The organism is Mesorhizobium sp. P3_A8, assembly GCF_056402995.1.
The window spans coordinates 400,210-418,071 of sequence record NZ_JBFUGI010000003.1 but is presented as its reverse complement, the minus strand read 5'-3'; the positions used below and the strand labels follow the sequence as shown (position 1 = coordinate 418,071).

Below are 17,862 nucleotides of genomic sequence, written 5' to 3'. Positions count from 1 at the left end.
TTTGGTCAGTGTCCCTTACGTAAGTTTTCGATTTCAACTGGCACAAGTTAGTGTAGTCTAATTGAGCCAGCACTGCGCAAGTGGGACTGCGGATATGCTGGCCTCCTGCATTGAGCCTTATTGCGAAGTGCCGGCATTTTATTGCGTGGGGTAACGGGGTGGGGGCGTCTAACTCAAGGAGGGATTGAGAGCGCTGCCCAAAAGGGGGTAAGTGCATGGCTTTGTTTTCAAAGCGTACTTTGGGTTGCCTTGATTTCACCGGCGGAGCGGCCGAACACTGTGCCACCACGTCGACTATGGGGAGATGTCGACTTCCCCTGATTGCAACATCTACCAAGGCTGGAAACCGTCGCTCGGCGGTTTTGGCTGCCCGGCTGACGCTTTTGCTTGGCGCCACGGCACTGACCGGTTTTGCCGTCCTGAACGTGACCCCTGGCCACGCACAGGTCGTGATCAACCATGACGGCGCACCTGGCGACGATGGTGCTGACGCTTTCGGCAGTTCGGACGGCCATACGGGCGACCCCGGCGGCAATTCAACTTTCACCAACAACGATCCCATCTCGACCGTCGGAACGAGCGCTTTTGTCGGCACCGCACGGGGCGGCAAAGGCGGTGACGGCGGTACGGTGGTGCACTTCACCGCGATCCCTCCCTTTGTCGAATTGAAGGGCGGCAGCGGCGGGGACGGTGGCCCGGGCGGCACCGTCGACATCACCAATACCGCCGTGCTGCAGACCTCCGGCGGTTCCGCGGACGGCATCAGTGCCAATGCCAGCGGCGGTAACGGCGGCGACGCCGGCTTTGCCGCCGCATTGGGCCTGTCGGATGGCGGCAATGGCGGCCGCGGCGGCAATGGCGGCACGGCGACGGTCACCACGACTGCAAGCAGCACCATAACAACGACCGGAAATCTCTCGAACGGCATAAGCTCCATTTCGGATGGCGGCAACGGTGGCGATGGCGGCTTCTCCGGCGCCATCGGAAGTGGCAATGGCGGCAATGGCGGCGCCGGCGGTTATGGCGGGCCTGCTTCGGCGAACAACGCCGGCACAATCAACACGCAGGGCACCTTCTCGAAGGGAATGCTCGTACGGTCCGCTGGCGGCGTCGGCGGTGATGGGGCTGACGGCGGCGGTCTGATCGATGGCGGCGGCGGCAATGGCGGCGTGCCGACCGTTGGCGGCACGGCGGACGGTACCAATTCCGGAAATATCACCACGATGGGTGACTTCGCCAGCGGCATGGTTGTCCAGTCTGTCGGCGGCGGTGGTGGCGATGGTGGTGGAGCCTTCGGCCTCTTTGGCGGCGGCGGTTCGGGCGCTGACGGAAACAATGGCAGCACCGCCACCGGCACCAACACGGGTTCGATCACGACCAACGGCGTCGGCGCGATCGGCATGCTTGTGGAGTCGGTTGGCGGCGGTGGTGGCGACGGCGGCGGCGCGATCGGATCGATCGCTCTTGGCGGCTCCGGCGGTGGTGGCGGCAAGGGCGGCAGCGTCTTCGGCAATCTGGGCGGCTCCATCAAGACCGGCGCCGACGGCAGCGGTGACGGTGCGATCGGCATCGTCATCCAGTCGATCGGCGGCGGCGGCGGCAATGGCGGTTTCGCCATCGCCGGTGGCCCTGTGGTCGCGGTTGGCGTTGGCGGTTCCGGCGGTGCAGCCAGCAATGGCGGCGATGTCAACGTCCAGCAGGCAGCAGCCGGCCCGACAGTGGAAACACATGGAAACTCGGCTATCGGCATCCTGACGCAATCGGTTGGCGGCGGCGGCGGCAATGGCGGCGGCAGCTACACGGTCAGCGGCGTTGTCTCGGCCTCGATCGGCGGCAAGGGCGGCGCGGGCGGTGCCGGTGGCAACGTCATCTACAATGTCGGCACGTCACACGTGACCACCAACGGAGGCGATTCAACCGGCATTCTGACGCAATCGGTGGGCGGCGGTGGCGGCAATGGCGGCTTTGCCTTGGCTATCTCCGCGCTTGTCTCGGTTGGCGTCGGCGGTGAAGGCGGTCCGGGTGGCAAGGGTGGCACCGTCAACATGACGACCGGCGGCAGCGTCGAAACGTTCCAGGATCGCTCCGTCGGCATCATCGCACAGTCGATCGGCGGCGGCGGCGGCAATGGTGGTGGTTCGGTAGCAGGCAGCGCCGGCGTCAGCGTCGGCATCGGCAGGAAAGGTGCCGGCGGCGGCAATGGCGATGCCGTCACCTTCAACGGCACACAGTCCACCGTCACCACGCATGCTGCGGATTCGGCCGGCATCATCGTCCAGTCGGTGGGCGGCGGCGGTGGCAATGGCGGCTTCTCCGTTGCGGTCTCGGGGATTGTCTCGGTAGGCGTCGGCGGCAGCGGCGGCGCGGCTGGCGAAGGCGGTATCGTCGATGCCCGCTCCAATGGCAGCGTGACGACATCCGGCGACCGTTCCGGCGGCATCATCGTGCAATCCATCGGCGGTGGCGGCGGCAATGGTGGCGCGGTGATCAGCGGCAGCGCCGGTGTCAACGTCGGCGTGGGTGGCAGTGGCGCTGGCGGCGGCAAGGCGCTTGCCGCAAGCTTCTTCACGGACAATTCGGTCGTCAAAACGGGAGGCGCCGATTCGATCGGCATCCTGGTCCAGTCGATCGGCGGCGGTGGCGGCAATGGCAGCTTCGTCGGCGGCCTCGGTCTGGCGGCCTCCGTCGGCATTGGCGGCAGCGGCGGCGTCGCCGGCGATGCCGGCGCGGTCAAGATCACCGACAATGGCGGCTCCGTCACCACCACGCGCGAACGGTCTTCGGCTATGGTGGCGCAGTCGATCGGCGGCGGCGGCGGCAATGGCGGCGGTGTCGTCGGTCTCGGTCTCGGGGTCAACATCGGCATCGGTGGAAAGGGCGCCGGCGGCGGCGCTTCCGGTACGGTCGACGTCATCAACGCAGCCACGCTGAGCACGGGCGGCTACCAGTCGCACGGGCTGCTGGCGCAATCCATTGGCGGCGGCGGCGGTTCTGGCGGCTTCAGCGTTACGGCGGGCGGTCCTTCCTTGTCCCTTGGCGGCTCTGGTGCCGCGGCCGGCACCAGCCAAAAGGTGTTCGTCAACAATTCGGGCAAGATCGACACGGGTGGCGACCTGTCCAACGGCATCTTCGCGCAATCGGTCGGCGGCTCCGGCGGCGATGGCGGCTTTGCGCTGTCGGCCGGACTGTTCGCCGCGGTCGGAATCGGCGGTTCGGGCGGCGCCGGCGGCGAGGGCGGCATCGTCGAGGTCATCAACAACGCTGACATCACCACCAAGGGTGTGCTTTCCAACGGCATCCTGGCGCAGTCGGTCGGCGGTGGCGGCGGCAATGGTGGCAGCACCGGGGCTGTTGCCGTTGGCGTGTTTGGCGCGGCAGGCGTGGCGATCGGCGGCGGCGGCGGCGACGCCAACCTCAGCAAAGAGGTTTCCGTCACCCACAAGGGCGACATCCATGTCGGTGGCGCCGGTTCGAAGGGCATCCTTGCCCAATCGGTCGGCGGCAGCGGCGGCAATGGCGGCAACGCCTATTCCGGCGCCTTCAGCGCCGGCTTCTATGCCTCCGCCGCGGTTGGCGTCGCGGTCGGCGGTACCGGCGGCGACGGCGGCCCCGGCGGCAAGGTCACGGTCAAGGCGGACGGCAACATCATCGCCGATACCGACGCGGTCGGTTCGGGCGGCATCGTCGCGCAGTCGATTGGCGGCGGCGGCGGCAATGGCGGGCGCGCGGCGACGATCGCCGGCGCGGTCAGCAACGGCGTCAGCGTCAGTCTCGGCGTGACGGTCGGTGGCTGGGGCGGCGACGGCGGCCGCAGCGACCTGGTGATCGTCGACACCGGCCTCAACGGTGGCGGCAGCATCGTCACCAGCGGTTATCAGGCGGTCGGAATCCTTGCCCAATCGGTCGCCGGTAGCGGTGGCAATGGCGGCGATTCCTGGGCGGCGGCTGGCGGCTACGGCGTCAATGTCAGCGTCAATGCAACGGTCAGCATCGGCGGCGGCGGCGGCGACGGCAATGTCGGCGACGACGTTCTCGTTCATAACGCCATGACGGTGCAGACCGCCGGCGACATGAGCGCGGCGATCCTTGCCCAGTCGATTGGCGGCGGCGGCGGCAATGGCGGCTCGACCAATGGCGCGACCGCCGATCTCGGCGGTGGCGAAGGTGTCAATGTCGCTGTCAATGTCGGCGTTGGCGGCGGCGGCGGCACCGGTAATTTTTCCGGCGCGGTCGACGTGACCAACAGCGGCAATCTGACGACCACCGGCGATTTCTCGTCAGGCATCGTCGCCGAGTCGCTCGGCGGCGGCGGCGGTATGGGCGGAGCCAGCAACGCCAAGGCGTTCCATCTCGGCGGCACTAGCGAGACGAGTGTCACCGTCAATGTCGGCATCGGCGGCAAAGGTGGCTCCGGCAACGATGCGGCAATGTTCCGCCTGGATGATGGCGGCAACGTCATCGGCGCCGGCGTGCATGTCGACAATTCCGGAGTGATCCGCACCCAGGGCTTCAACTCGATCGGTATCCTGGCGATGTCGGTCGGCGGCGGCGGTGGCGGTGGCGGTGCGGCCTCGACCGATGAGGAGATCGTCGGCGGCGGCAGTGAGGGTGAGACGTCCGTCGGCATCGGCGCGGCCATCGGCCTGGCCGCCGGAGGCGCCGGCAATGGCGGCACGGTGTCGGTCACCAACCGAAGCCTGATCGTCACCGACGGCGCCGATTCCTACGGCATCTCAGCCAATTCCATTGGCGGCGGCGGTGGCGTCGGCGGCTCGGCGACATCGGGCGTCATCGGCAAATATGCCATTGGCGGCGCGCTTGGCGGTGCGGGCGGCGGCGGCGGCAGTGGCTTCGAGGTCGACGTCTTCAATCTCTCCACAGCCGAAATCTGGACCAAGCAGGAGCGGTCGATCGGCATCTTCGCACAGTCGGTGGGCGGTGGCGGTGGCGCGGGTGGCGCTGGCCAGAGCACCGGAAAGACCGATGATTCGGAAGTCAGCGTCAATCTCTCGCTCGGCGGATCCGGCAAGGTCGGCGGTGACGGCGGCAAGGTCGTCGTAGAGAACAGCGGCTACGTCCACACCGAGAAGGCCTATTCGCACGGCATCATGGCGCAGTCGATCGGCGGCAGCGGCGGCGTCGGCGGTGCTTCCGGCACGTCAGCCAAGGACTCCAATGTGGCCATTACGCTCAGCCTCGGCGGAGCCGGTGGCGACGGCGGCAAGAGCGATTTCGTCCATGTCACCAACTTCGCGTCGGGCGTGATCCTGACCAAGGGCGACAATTCGTACGGCATCTTCGCACAATCCGTCGGCGGCGGCGGCGGTTCTGCCGGTGCCGGCTCGACCGAGACAGGTAGCGCCGAGACATCGGTGACGCTGGCGATCGGTGGGCTGGGCGGTACCGGCAGCCGCGGTGGCGACGTGACGGTGGACAATCACGGCCAGATCACCACGCTTGGCTACCTCTCGCACGGCATTTTCGCGCAATCGGTGGGCGGCGGCGGCGGCGCGTCGGGCGCTGCGGCCAACACCTCCGAGGCCGACATGACGATCGGCGGCGCGGTCTCGCTGCCAAGCGGCGACGGGTCGAATGGCGGCCATGTCACGGTGAACAATGACGGCGTCATCGAAACCTGGAAGGACGGAGCGATCGGCATCTTCGCCCAGTCCGTCGGCGGCGGCGGCGGTTATGGCGGCGTGGTGTCGGCCGACACGGCAGGCGAGAATTCCGTCGCGCTGCAGCTTGGCGGCTTCGGCGGCAATGGCGGCAATGGCGGCCAGGTCGACGTCACCGTTTCCGGCAGCATCATCACCCATGGCGAGCGCGCGCATGGCGTGGTCGCACAATCGGTCGGCGGCGGCGGCGGCTATGGCGGCGATGCCAAGGGCAAGAGCTCGAATGCGCTGGCCATCGGCGGTCTCGGCGGCAATGGCGGCGACGGCGGCGATGTCACCGTCATCCGCACCGGCACGATCACGACCACCGGCAAGGATTCGATCGCCATCATCGCCCAGTCGGTCGGCGGCGGTGGCGGCATTGGCGGCGCGGGCTTTGGCCGTTTCGGCGCCGATGACGATGGCGGTGGGCCAAATGCCGTCGGCTTCAACACCCCCGGCGGCACCAAGGGCACCGGCGGCAAGGTGACGATCATCCAGTCCGGCGCCATCGAGACCGATGGCGACCGCGGCCATGGCATCGTCGCCCAGGCGGTGGGCGGCGGCGGCGGCGCCGGCGGCATGGATTCGCTGGCCATGGGCCAATCGGCGGCCGGCTCGCAGGGCGGTATCGGTGATGCCGCGGCGGCGTCGGCAAGCACCGACAGCCGGGTCTGGGTCAAGGGCGCAAGTTCGTATGCGATGTTTGGCCAGAGTGCGACCGGCGACGGTAACGCTCACGCGGTCGACCTGACGGCGGGAGATAGCCTGTTTGCACAGGGCGCGGATTCCGTGGCCGCCTACGGCGAGAGCACGGCCAAGGGCACCAAGGGCAACATCACCATCAACCTGAACGGCCAGTATACGATCGGCGGGGCGGGAACGGGCGTGGCGGCCATGCTTGTCGGCGGTGCCAACAACACGCTGACCAACCACAGCCTGCTCTATGCGATGGGAGCGACGCCGACATTCGAGATCCAGGCTTCGCAGTTCCAGGCATTCAAGGCCTTCCTGCTGGCGCCGGGTCCGGTGGTGCCGACAGATGCGATCCTGGAATCGCTGCTGGACGATTTCAGTCCGTTCGCCATCACCGGCACGTCGGGCGACGACCATGTCGACAATTCGAAGGCGGTCGCCACGCTCGGACGCGTCATCGGCAATATCGATCTCGGCGGCGGCAACAACAGCTTCCACAATTTCGCCGATTCCTCGATGGTCGGCCTCAAGACCATCGATCTCGGCGGCGGGCTGTTCACCAATGACGGGCTGTATACCAACCAAGGCATTGGTGTGGTCGCTAAAGTCGATGTCGGCGGCGGCTTCAAGCAAGATCTGTCCGGCGACTTCGTCACCGATGTGGACCTCAACAACCAGATCACCGATGCTCTGGCACTGACAGGCGCGGGCAACTTCAACGGCGAAGCGCCGTTGAACTTCCTGTCGATTGACAAGCTGTTCACGGAATATGTGGTGGTCAAGGGTTCGGCGATGACCGATGCCGGCATCGAGGCGAAGACCTTGCATCCGGCGGTGGGCTTCAACTTCCAGTTCAAGGTGGACAACGGCACCGATCTGGTTCTCTACGCCGACAACAAGACCTTCCTGGAACTGGCGCAGGATCCGGGGTCCGGCACCACCGATCCCGGCGTGTTCCAGATGGCGCAGTATCTCGACGACGTCGAGGCGGCCTCGACCCCGGACAACCCGATGGCGCGGTTGATCAACATGCTGCGCTTCCTGCCCAACGAGCAAGAGCTGGGCGCCGCCTTGACCCGGCTGACGCCACACTATGCCGTGCACACGTTCGACATGATCAATCGCGAAGCCGACATGATGCTGGAGTCGGCGCGCGAGTGCACCGGCGTGCCGGCCTACAAGAATCCCGATGGTCGCTGCGTCTGGGCGTCGATCAGCCCGCAGGCGGAGTATAGCCGCGATGCCGGTGCGGGGACCACAAGCCGCGACGACATCCTGAAGACGATGTCGCTTGGCGGCATCGGCGAGGTCGGCCAGAACTGGTCGCTCGGCGCCACCATCGGTCGCACGGAGTTCGACTCCAAGATCGACTTCAACGGGGATTTGCTGTCGGAAACCACCGGCGAGGCCTGGCAGGCCTATGCGCTGGCCAAATACGCCGACAAGAACTACTTCGTCGACTTCGCGCTCGGCGGCGGCACGGGTTCGTTCAAGGGCGAACGCGACACTCATCTCGATCAGGTCGGCTTCATACCGGGCGAAACGCTGGTTGGCGACTACCTGCCGGAGGAATTGCTTGAGGGTATAGGCAACAGCGTCACCTATACGCAGAAAACCGCTATGTTCGGCGGCTCGGCACGGTTGGGTTTCACCAAGGAAATGGGGGCGTTCTATCTGCAGCCGACCGTACAGTTCGACGCGCGCTGGTTGCGTGTTTCGGGCAAGGAGGAAGGCTCGGTTGCCGGCTTCAATTTCGACGGCAGCGCCAACACGTACTATTCCGCAACGCCAGCACTCGAGATCGGCACCGACATTCCGCTCAGCGACATTGCCAGCGTTCGCCTCTACGGAAAGGCCGGGGTGGAATTCTCCAACAAGGAGTGGGACATCGAAGGCCGCTTCGCGGCGGCGGAGAATCTGCCCGGCAACCCCGCATTGCACTTGACGGAAGCGATCGATTCGCCGCTCTATCGGGTCGGCGCCGGCCTCGAGTTGAATGGCGTCAATGGCGTCGGCATGTCCGTCAGGTACAACGGCGCCTTCGGGGAAACGGTCAAACAGAATGCAGTCAGCGCGTCTTTCAAGGTCAGTTTCTAGGCTGGCTCGAGACGGAGCCGGGCGGGAGAGGTCTTGATGAGGAAATACGCGTATTTCGCAGCGATGCTGGGTGTTGCCTGCATTGCCGGCCTGCCGGCGGTGGCCGCGCAGACCAAGGGCGACAAGGTCGCGGCGGCGCCCGCGCCCGCCGCCGATGCGCCGCAACTGCCCGGGGGTGCATCGGCTCTGTCCGAAACCCATGGCGACTGGACGGTCAATTGCCAGATATCGGGCACGAACAAGGTCTGCAGCCTGTCGCACCAGCAGTTCAACAAGCAAAGCAACCAGCGGCTGCTGGCGATCGAGCTGTCGAGCAAGACCGGTGACGATGCGACCGGCACCCTTGCCTTGCCGTTTGGACTGGCGCTCGCCAAGGGCGTCACCCTGACCATCGACGACCAGAAGCTCGACGGTAGCCTGGCGTTCAACACCTGCCAGGTGGTTGGCTGCCTGGTGCCGGTGGCGTTCGACGCAACTGTCACGCCGCTGCTCAAGAACGGCACGACGCTCAAGATCGACGCCTTCGCGGCCGATACCGGGCAAGCGGTGAGCTTTTCCGTTCCGCTCAACGGCTTTAGCGGCGCACTCGCCCGCACAGCGGAGCTTTTGTCCAACTGACGGCTGAGATACCGGCAACAGAGTGTTGGCGGAAGGGTTTTCCCGCCAACACGTCAAACAACGATCGTCTTCAACCGTTCGGCAATGAGGGCGGCGAGCCGCGCCGCCACCTCGTCCTTGGTCATTTCGGGCCATTCCTCGACGCCGGCCTTCGACACGATCCGCACCCGGTTGCGATCACCGCCCATCACGCCTGAAGGGCCGATGCCGCTCTCGTGCGAGACGTCGTTGGCGACGATGAAATCGGCGCCTTTTTTCCTGAGCTTGGCCTCGGCGTTGCGCAAAAGATCCTGCGTCTCGGCGGCGAAACCGATGACCAGACCGGGTCGCCGGCTGTGATGGCCGACCCCTGAAAGGATGTCGGGATTCTCCACCATGCGCAGCACCGGCGGGCCTTCACCCGCCACCTTCTTGATCTTCTCACCGGCCGAATTCTCGGTTCGCCAGTCGGCGACGGCGGCGACGAACACGGCGGCGTCGGCGGGCAGAAGCTGTTCGACCGCATCGCGCATCTCCTGCGCCCGCTCGACATGGATGGTCTTCACACCGGTCGGGTCGGCAATGCTTACGGGACCGGAGACGAGGCGCACATCAGCACCCAGCTTGGCCAACGCCGCGGCGATGGCATGGCCCTGCTTGCCGGAGGAACGGTTGGCGATATAGCGCACCGGGTCGATCGGCTCATGCGTCGGGCCGGAGGTGACGATGATCTTGCGCCCCGCGAGTGGCTTGGGACCGGCATCGAGCAGCGCTTCGATCGCGGCGACGATCTCCAGCGGCTCGGCCATGCGGCCTTCGCCGGCCTCATTGCTTTCGGCCATCTCGCCTTTGGCCGGGCCGATGAAGGCGATGCCGTCCTTGCCCAGTGTCGCGCGGTTGCGGCGCGTCGCGGCATGCGACCACATTCTGGGGTTCATCGCCGGCGCCATCAGCACTGGCTTGTCGGTGGCGATGAGTACGGTCGAGGCGAGATCGTTGGCATGGCCGTTGGCAAGCTTGGCCATCAGGTCGGCGGTGGCGGGCGCGACCACCAGAAGGTCGGCCTCGCGCGACAGCCTGATGTGGCCGACATCATGCTCGTCATTGCGGTCGAACAATTCGGTGAAGACATGGTCGGCCGAGAGCGCGCCGACAGACAGGGTGGTGATGAATTCCTGTGCCGCTGATGTCATCACCACGCGCACCGCTGCACCACGCTCGCGCAGCCGGCGGATCAGGTCGAGCGCCTTGTAGGCGGCGATGCCGCCGCCGATGATGAGCAGGATGCGCTTGCCGGAGAGGCTGCCGCGCGGCAGGGTTTTGCCTGCGGGCGAGGCAACCTGCGTCGCCGCAACGTGCGTGCTAGCCAAGTCGCGCAAAGTCTTTTCGATCTGGTCGATACGTCCAGGCCTGATCTGGCCGTCGACAGCGGTCCGGATCATCACCCGGGCCTGCTCTTCCATGGAGCGGTTGTTTTCCGCCGCCAATCGGCGCAGCAGCTCCTTGACCTCATCGTCAAGGTTGCGGATCGTGATGCTTGCCATGTGATTGCACTACGCCCATCTTGTTCGATGGCAATGATAGCAATGCAATCAATTTGCCGCAAGTTGCGGAACCAAGGGTCGGAACTAAAGAATCTTCCAGGCGATATAAATCAGCGTCAGCGCGATCACCCACAGCGCCATGCGGCCTGAGCGGCTGTAGCGCGCCTCGGCCTTGCCGATGGCGCGGGCGGTGGTCTCGTCGAAGCGCAGTCCGTGTTCGGCCATCAGGTCGATTTCGCGCGATAGCCTGTCCGTGCGCGCGGCAAGCTCGGGTATCTGACGGGCGAGCGTCAGCAGCGCCTTGGCGCCATCGCGCGCGTCGATCATCATGCCGCGCGGGCCAAGGTTTCCGGCAATCCAGCCGCCGACCACCGGTTCCGCCGTCTTCCACATGTTGAAGGCCGGATCGAGCGTGCGCGCCACGCCCTCGACCACCACCATGGTCTTCTGCAGCAGGATCAATTCCGGCCTTGTCGCCATGTCGAAGAGTTCGGTCACTTCGAACAGCAGCGTCAGCAGCTTGGCCATGGAAATGGTCTCGGCCGGCTGGCCGTGGATCGGCTCGCCGATGGCGCGGATGGCTTGCGCGAAGGCCGCGACATTGTGCTGGCGCGGCACATAACCGGCCTCGAAATGCACTTCGGCGACGCGCAGATAGTCGCGGGTGATGAAACCGTAGAGGATTTCGGCGAGAAAGCGGCGCTCCTTCTTGCCCAGCCTGCCGGCAATACCGAGATCGACGGCGACGATGGTGCCATTCGCCTCAACAAACAGGTTTCCGGGATGCATGTCGGCATGGAAGAAGCCGTCGCGCAAGGTATGGCGCAGGAACGACTGGATGAGATTGGCGGCGATCGCCTTGAGGTCGTGGCCGGCGGCTTCGAGGCCGTCGATGTTGTTCATCTTGACGCCGTCGACCCATTCCATGGTCAAAACGTCACGGCCGGTGCGCTCCCAGTCGACGGAAGGTACGCGAAAGCCTGGATCGTCCCTGGTGTTCTCGCCGAGTTCCGACAGGGCCGCCGCCTCGAGGCGCAGGTCCATCTCGATCTTGGTGGTCTGCGCCAGCGTCTCGGTCACCTCGACAGGCCGCAGCCGGCGCGACGAGGGGATGTATTTCTCCTGCATGCGGGCGGCGAGGAAATAGCTCTCAAGGTCCTGGAAGAAGCGGCGGCGCACGCCTGGCCGAATCACCTTCACCGCGACCTTGGTTGCGGTACCGTCATGGATGGTTTCGGCGGCATGAACCTGGGCGATGGAGGCTGCGGCGACCGGGTCGCCAAACGCGGCGTAGAGATCGCCCACCTTGCGCCCGAGCGAGGCTTCGATGGCCGCGACCGCCTCGGCCTTCGGGAAAGTGTGCATCTTGTCCTGCAGCATGGCGAGGTCGAGCGCCATGTCATTGCCGACGACGTCAGGCCGCGTCGCCAGGAACTGGCCGAGCTTGACATAGGACGGTCCGAGCCGGACCACCGCCTTGGCCAGCCGGTCACTGCGCTCATAGGCGAGCGCGCGCCGCCGGGTGAAGAGCCGCGCCAGCCGCCAGCCGAATTTCGGCAGGCCGGACAGTTCCTCGCCCGGCAGGGCGGCGATGACGCCCTCGCGCACCAGCACCCAGCCGGCCCGTGCGAGCCTGAAACCAGCGCCGACGCTGCTCATGGCTGCACCGAGGCCGGTCCTTGCGACTGGCACGAGCTATATCGAGGATGGGAAATGCGATGCCGCCTCAAAGCTTCCAGCCTGAATGAAGCGCGGCAATACCGCCGGAATAGTTGCGGAAGGAAACGCGGTCGAAGCCGGCGCGGGAAATCATCGCGGCGAAATTCTGCTGGTTGGGGAATTTCGCGATCGACTCGACCAGATAGGAATAGGGCTCGCCGTCGCCGGTGACCATCTTGCCGATCCTGGGAATGGCGTTGAACGACCAGGCTTCGTAGGCCTTGTCGAGCAGCGGCATCTCGACCTCGGAAAATTCCAAGCACAGGAACCGGCCGCCGGGCTTCAGCACGCGGAACGCTTCGCCCAAGGCAACTTCGATGCGCGGCACGTTGCGAATGCCGAAAGCGATGGTGTAGGCATCGAATGTGGCATCGGCGAAGGGCAATTCCTCGGCATTGGCCTCGACGAAATCGGTGTTGCCGGACAGGCCCTTTTTCTCGGCCCGGTCGCGGCCGACACCGAGCATCGAGCCGTTGATGTCGAGCACCGTGGCATGCGCGTTGCCCTGGCTGGCAGCGACGATGCGGAAGGCGATGTCGCCGGTGCCGCCTGCCACATCCAGGACCTTCCAGCCCGCCCGCTTCGGTGGATTGAGCCATGTCACCATGGCATCCTTCCACAGCCGGTGCAGGCCGGCCGACATCAGATCGTTCATCAGGTCGTAGCGGTTGGCGACCTTGTGGAAAACATCGTTGACCAGGGACTGCTTCTCGCCTTCCCCTACACGCTTGAAACCATAGGAGGTTTCCATGCCGCCCGCGGCCGTGGTTCTCTCAACTGACATTTTTTTGATCCGTCATAAAACCGGCGGGACCATAGCCGATCGATGCTGTGGGCGCTATTGTTTAAGGCGCGGTGTTCAGCCGCGCTTCCAGGTGGTGGGTTTTCAAGACCTGGACTGACCGACGGGATGTTTGAATGCCTTTGAAAGCGGAACTGCACTGCCACATTGAAGGGGCAGCCGCGCCAGAACTCGTCGTCCGCCAGGCGCAGAAATACGGCAAGGACACGTCGCCCTATATCCAGAACGGTTCCTTCGTCTGGCACGATTTCACCTCCTTTCTCGCGGCTTACGACTTTTCCGCCGATCTGTTCCGCACCGAGGAAGATTATGCGCGGCTGGCCGACCACTATCTGACCAGCCTTGCCCGCGACGGGGCCATCTATTCCGAAGTGTTCACCTCGCCGGACCATGCGACGAAAGCCGGGCTGTCGCCCAAGGCCTATACCGACGCGCTTGGCGAAGGCATGCTCCGCGCCAAGGCCAAGACCGGCATAGAGGGCCGCATGATCGTCACCGGCGTGCGCCATGTCGGTGTCGAGTCGATCGAGCAGGCGGCGCGCTTCGCGGCGCGTTGCGGGCATCCGCTGGTCACCGGCTTCGGCGTTGCCGGCGACGAGCGCATGGGCGAGATGGAGGACTATGTCAGGGCTTTCGAGATCGCGCGCGAGGCCGGGCTTGGCATCACCATCCATGCCGGGGAACTGACGGGGTGGGAGACCGTCCAGGCGGCACTCGACCACATCAAACCCTCCCGTATCGGCCATGGCGTGCGCGCCATCGAGAATCCGGACCTTGTCCGGCGTATCGCCGACGAAGGCATCGTTCTGGAATGCTGCCCCGGTTCCAACATCGCGCTCAAGGTGTTCGACAGTTTTGCCGACCATCCGTTTCCCGCCCTGCAGGCGGCCGGCTGCAAGGTGACGCTCAATTCCGACGATCCGCCTTATTTCTGGACGTCGCTGAAGCGCGAATACGATATTGCAGCGGAGCATTTTGCGATGAACGAGAAGGCGCTGGCAGCCGTCACCAGAACCGCTATCGAGGCCGCCTTCGTCGATAGGAAGACCAAGACAGCACTTCTCGCCCGGCTGAACGGCGCGGCACGCTGAAATCTGTGGTCCGGCGTCGGCGGGCGGTTCCTTGGCCGGCACATAGTCGCTAGGGTCGTGAGAACTGCCTGTCGCGCCCGCGCGCATCGGGCGACACGCATCAGGAGACCATCATGAAGGGCGTCACCGTCGTCGACCATCCGCTTGTCCAGCACAAGCTGACCATCATGCGCAAGAAGGAGACTTCGACGGCCGGCTTCAGGCGGCTGTTGCGCGAGATATCGCTGCTGCTCGGCTATGAGGTCACCCGCAATCTCGAACTGACGACGACGACCATCGAAACGCCGATGGAGACCATGGAAGCGCCGACGCTGGAGGGCAAGAAGCTGGTCTTCGCCTCGGTGCTGCGCGCCGGCAACGGTTTGCTGGAAGGCCTGCTCGACCTGGTGCCGGCGGCGCGCGTCGCCCATGTCGGTCTCTACCGCGACCACGAAACGCTGGAAGCGGTCGAATATTTCTTCAAGGCGCCGAGCGATCTCGCTGACCGGCTGGTCATCGTCGTCGATCCGATGCTGGCGACAGCCAATTCGGCGATCGCGGCGATCGACAAGCTGAAGCAGCGCGGCGCCACCAACATCCGCTTCCTCTGCCTTTTGGCGGCACCCGAAGGCATCGAGCGCTTCACCAAGGCGCATCCGGATGTCCCGGTCTTCACCGCCTCCATAGACCGTCAGCTCAATGAGAAGGGCTACATCATGCCGGGCCTCGGCGACGCCGGCGACCGCATGTACGGGACGAAATAGTATCAGGCTGCCTGGTGCGATTTACCGATTGTTTACGCAACTGCGCGGTTTCGGCGGGCGTTAAAGCGGCAAACACCATCCAGCGCTAATGAATCGGCGCTCACTACAGCGCCGCGCGTCCATTCGGACGCGCAAAAGGACGCTGTAGAACTTTGTTTTTTGCGCATGATCCTTTCCGAAAATCGATCCCGATTTTCGGGGTCATGCGGCGAGGCCGATCCATGCTGCGCAAGCTTCTCATCCTCAGCGTTTTTGTCGGGACATCGGCATCGATCCCGGTTGTCTACCAGTCGAATCCGCAGATGTTCGAAAACCTGCTGAAATCGGCGGTGACGGCCAAGCCCGAGGTCGAGACGCAACCAGAAGTCAACCTGGCGTCTGTGCCCAACAAGCCGGTTGCGCCACTGCCGACCGGCCGCAAGGTCGTCGTCGCGGCGGACGGGCGTGGACATTTCTCGTCGACCTTCAAACTCAACGGTCGTCAGGTCGACGGCATGATCGACACCGGCGCGACACTGGTCGCGGTCAATACGTCGACGGCGCGCCGGATCGGGCTATCGCTCAACCCGTCCGATTTCAACCGTGAGGTCAGCACTGCCAACGGAACGATCAAGGCGGCGGTGGTGACGATCGATCGCCTGCAGATAGGCAGCATCAGTATCGACGGTGTGCAGGCCATCGTGCTCGACGACAAGGCGCTGCAAACCAACCTGATCGGCATGAGCTTTCTCAGCCGACTCGGCAAATATCAGGCCGAAAACGGCACACTGCTGCTTGTCCAATAATCAACCGCGCGGCAGGATCCGTCGGATGACGGTTTTGTCCGCCGGTGGTTTCGAAGTCCCGGTCGCATAAGCCGAAAGCACGGCGGCGGCGACCGCCTCGGCATCGGAGGGTGAGCGGGCGTGGATCAGCGCCAGAGCATCTCCGGCATGGACTTCCGCGCCAATGGGCAGCAGCCTGGTGATGCCGACCGCAGGGTCGATCTTGTCGTCAGGCCTTGTGCGCCCGCCGCCGAGGCCAACCACCGCAAGGCCGATGTCGCGGGTGGCGATGCCGGTGACGAAACCTTCTGTCGTCGCCTTGACCGCGAATTCCGTTGGCGCCACGGCCAGATATTTTTCCGGCCTTTCGATGAAATCGGCGGGGCCGCCAAGCACGGCAACCATGCGGGCGAAGGTGGCGGCGGCGCGGCCGCTGGTGAGCGTCTCGGTGGCGCGCCGCATGCCATCCTGATTGGACGACACCAATCCCGCCGACTGCAGCATTTCGGCGGCCAGCGCCAGCGTCACGTCCTCCAGCCGCTTGTCGCGGAACCTTCCGGTGAGGAAGTCGACGGCATTGCGCACCTCGACAGCGTTGCCGGCGGCCGAGGCCAGCGGTTCGCTCATGCCGGTTATCAGCGCCGAGACCTTTAGCCCGGCGCCGCTGGCGACCTCGACCAGGCTGTTGGCGAGCGCGGTGGCGTCGCGCGATTTCTCCATGAAGGCGCCATTGCCAACCTTGACGTCGAGCACCAGCGAGCCCAGGCCGGCGGCCAGCTTCTTCGACAGGATCGAGGCGGTGATCAGCGGCACCGATTCCACTGTACCGGTGACGTCGCGGATGGCGTAGAGCCGGCGGTCGGCCGGTGCCAGATCGGCGGTCTGGCCAATGATGGCGCAGCCGGTTTCCAGCACAGCCTTGCGGAACAGCGCAATGTCGGGCTGGCTGGTGTAGCCGGGGATCGCATCCATCTTGTCCAGCGTGCCGCCGGTATGGCCGAGGCCACGGCCCGAGATCATCGGCACATAGGCGCCGCAGGCGGCGACGATTGGCGCCAGCATCAGCGAGACATTGTCGCCGACGCCGCCGGTCGAATGCTTGTCGGTGACGGGACCGGGCAGGTCCGACCAATCGAGCACATCGCCGGAATCACGCATCGCCAGCGTCAGTGCCACGGCCTCGTCGCGGTTCATGCCATTGAAGAACACCGCCATGGCAAAAGCCGCGACCTGGCCATCGCTGACGGCGCCAGAGGTCACGCCGTCGATGAAGGCGGCGATTTCACCAGCCGAAAGCCTGTGGCCGTCGCGCTTGTGGCGGATGATTTCCTGCGGAAGCATCAGCGCTCCAGCAGCCCGTCGCGGAACACTCTGTGCAGGACCGTCGCTAGCCGCGACCCGCCAACCGGCGCCATGTCCTTGGTTTCCTGGTGCGAAAGTTCGGCTCCGGTCATGCCGGCTGCCAGATTGGTGATGACCGAGCAGGCGGCGACGCGCAGGCCAAGGAAGCGAGCGAGAATGACCTCCGGCACGGTCGACATGCCCACCGCATTGGCACCCATGATGCGGGCCATGCGGATTTCGGCCGGCGTTTCGAAACAGGGGCCGGAAAACCACATATAAACGCCCTTGTGCAGCGCGGTGCCGGTCGCCTTCGCCGCGCCTTCAATCGCCTTGCGGATGCCGGCATCATAGGCTTCGGTGAGGCCGACGAAACGGCGGTCGCTCGGCTCGCCGATCAGCGGATTGCTGCCGGAGAAATTGATGTGGTCGGTGAGCAACATCACCGAGCCCGGCGGCATGTCCGGGTCGACCGAGCCGGCGGCATTGGTGAGGATCAGTTTGGTGATGCCGACGCCGGCGAGCACTTCCAGCACCGGCCGCATCGCCGCCGCGTTGCCATGCTCATAGTAATGGGCGCGGCCGGACAGCATCAGCACCGGCACGCCGGCAAACAGTCCGGCGACCACTTCGCCGGCATGGCCGCTGACGCCGCTTTTGGGAAAGCCCGGCAGGTCGGCATAGGGGACGCGGATCGGGTGCTCGATCCGGTCGACAAGGACGCCGAGGCCCGACCCCAGCACCAGTGCTGTCGACGGCGCCAGGCCGTCCAGCCTCTCGATAAGATGGTCCACCGCCTTTTGCGTCATTG

10 protein-coding genes are annotated in these 17,862 nt (G+C 65.2%); 5 read left to right on the top strand and 5 right to left on the bottom strand.

Annotated elements, in window-relative coordinates; genetic code table 11:
• The first annotated feature begins 362 nt into the window (after window positions 1-362).
• Together AC1DX4_RS09820 and AC1DX4_RS09815 are read left to right on the top strand one after the other, a co-directional pair.
• A complete protein-coding gene (locus AC1DX4_RS09820) occupies window positions 363-8,450 on the top strand; it encodes an autotransporter outer membrane beta-barrel domain-containing protein (protein ID WP_477220123.1) in 8,088 nt (2,695 codons plus the stop codon).
• Between the two features lie 36 nt (window positions 8,451-8,486).
• Window positions 8,487-9,068 (top strand): invasion associated locus B family protein, encoded by a 582-nt coding sequence (locus AC1DX4_RS09815; protein WP_477220122.1) that lies wholly within the window; start codon window positions 8,487-8,489, stop codon window positions 9,066-9,068.
• 53 nt (window positions 9,069-9,121) lie between these two features.
• On the opposite strand, the gene coaBC is transcribed toward AC1DX4_RS09815, so the two are convergent.
• The 3 genes from coaBC to ubiE all read right to left on the bottom strand — a co-directional run bounded on the left by coaBC (window position 9,122) and on the right by ubiE (window position 13,094).
• On the bottom strand, window positions 9,122-10,591 hold the full coding sequence (gene coaBC, locus AC1DX4_RS09810) for a bifunctional phosphopantothenoylcysteine decarboxylase/phosphopantothenate--cysteine ligase CoaBC (protein WP_477220121.1): 1,470 nt from the start codon (window positions 10,589-10,591) through the stop codon (window positions 9,122-9,124).
• An 84-nt stretch (window positions 10,592-10,675) separates the two neighbouring features.
• Window positions 10,676-12,250 (bottom strand): 2-polyprenylphenol 6-hydroxylase, encoded by a 1,575-nt coding sequence (ubiB, locus tag AC1DX4_RS09805; RefSeq protein WP_477220120.1) that lies wholly within the window; start codon window positions 12,248-12,250, stop codon window positions 10,676-10,678.
• Window positions 12,251-12,317: 67 nt separating this feature from the next.
• Window positions 12,318-13,094 carry a bifunctional demethylmenaquinone methyltransferase/2-methoxy-6-polyprenyl-1,4-benzoquinol methylase UbiE gene (ubiE, locus tag AC1DX4_RS09800; protein WP_477220119.1) on the bottom strand — a complete coding sequence of 259 codons (777 nt, stop codon included), beginning with the start codon at window positions 13,092-13,094 and terminating at the stop codon, window positions 12,318-12,320.
• A 134-nt stretch (window positions 13,095-13,228) separates the two neighbouring features.
• Between ubiE and AC1DX4_RS09795 the strand changes: the two genes are divergently transcribed.
• From AC1DX4_RS09795 to AC1DX4_RS09785, 3 genes are all read left to right on the top strand, one after another.
• Window positions 13,229-14,203: an adenosine deaminase gene (locus AC1DX4_RS09795; protein WP_477220118.1), complete on the top strand. Its 975-nt coding sequence runs from the start codon at window positions 13,229-13,231 to the stop codon at window positions 14,201-14,203.
• 113 nt (window positions 14,204-14,316) lie between these two features.
• Window positions 14,317-14,946 (top strand): uracil phosphoribosyltransferase, encoded by a 630-nt coding sequence (upp, locus tag AC1DX4_RS09790; protein WP_172234653.1) that lies wholly within the window; start codon window positions 14,317-14,319, stop codon window positions 14,944-14,946.
• Between the two features lie 221 nt (window positions 14,947-15,167).
• Window positions 15,168-15,731, top strand: a complete 564-nt coding sequence (locus AC1DX4_RS09785; protein WP_477220117.1) for a TIGR02281 family clan AA aspartic protease — start codon at window positions 15,168-15,170, stop codon at window positions 15,729-15,731.
• Here the strand turns inward: AC1DX4_RS09785 and deoA are convergent, their stop codons facing one another.
• Window positions 15,732-17,051 carry a thymidine phosphorylase gene (deoA, locus tag AC1DX4_RS09780; RefSeq protein ID WP_477220116.1) on the bottom strand — a complete coding sequence of 440 codons (1,320 nt, stop codon included), beginning with the start codon at window positions 17,049-17,051 and terminating at the stop codon, window positions 15,732-15,734. It lies immediately after the preceding gene.
• Window positions 17,051-17,860, bottom strand: a complete 810-nt coding sequence (locus tag AC1DX4_RS09775; RefSeq protein ID WP_477220115.1) for a purine-nucleoside phosphorylase — start codon at window positions 17,858-17,860, stop codon at window positions 17,051-17,053. The genes deoA and AC1DX4_RS09775 overlap by 1 nt, the downstream gene beginning before the upstream one ends.
• Window positions 17,861-17,862 lie beyond the last annotated feature (2 nt).

What these genes read in the sequence shown, in the direction of transcription:
- AC1DX4_RS09815 (WP_477220122.1), top strand. Translation starts at nt 8,487, where the DNA reads ATGAGGAAATACGCGTATTTCGCAGCGATGCTGGGTGTTGCCTGCATT.
- coaBC (WP_477220121.1), bottom strand. Translation starts at nt 10,591, where the DNA reads ATGGCAAGCATCACGATCCGCAACCTTGACGATGAGGTCAAGGAGCTG.
- ubiB (WP_477220120.1), bottom strand. Translation starts at nt 12,250, where the DNA reads ATGAGCAGCGTCGGCGCTGGTTTCAGGCTCGCACGGGCCGGCTGGGTG.
- ubiE (WP_477220119.1), bottom strand. Translation starts at nt 13,094, where the DNA reads ATGTCAGTTGAGAGAACCACGGCCGCGGGCGGCATGGAAACCTCCTAT.
- AC1DX4_RS09795 (WP_477220118.1), top strand. Translation starts at nt 13,229, where the DNA reads ATGCCTTTGAAAGCGGAACTGCACTGCCACATTGAAGGGGCAGCCGCG.
- upp (WP_172234653.1), top strand. Translation starts at nt 14,317, where the DNA reads ATGAAGGGCGTCACCGTCGTCGACCATCCGCTTGTCCAGCACAAGCTG.
- AC1DX4_RS09785 (WP_477220117.1), top strand. Translation starts at nt 15,168, where the DNA reads ATGCTGCGCAAGCTTCTCATCCTCAGCGTTTTTGTCGGGACATCGGCA.
- deoA (WP_477220116.1), bottom strand. Translation starts at nt 17,051, where the DNA reads ATGCTTCCGCAGGAAATCATCCGCCACAAGCGCGACGGCCACAGGCTT.
- AC1DX4_RS09775 (WP_477220115.1), bottom strand. Translation starts at nt 17,860, where the DNA reads ATGACGCAAAAGGCGGTGGACCATCTTATCGAGAGGCTGGACGGCCTG.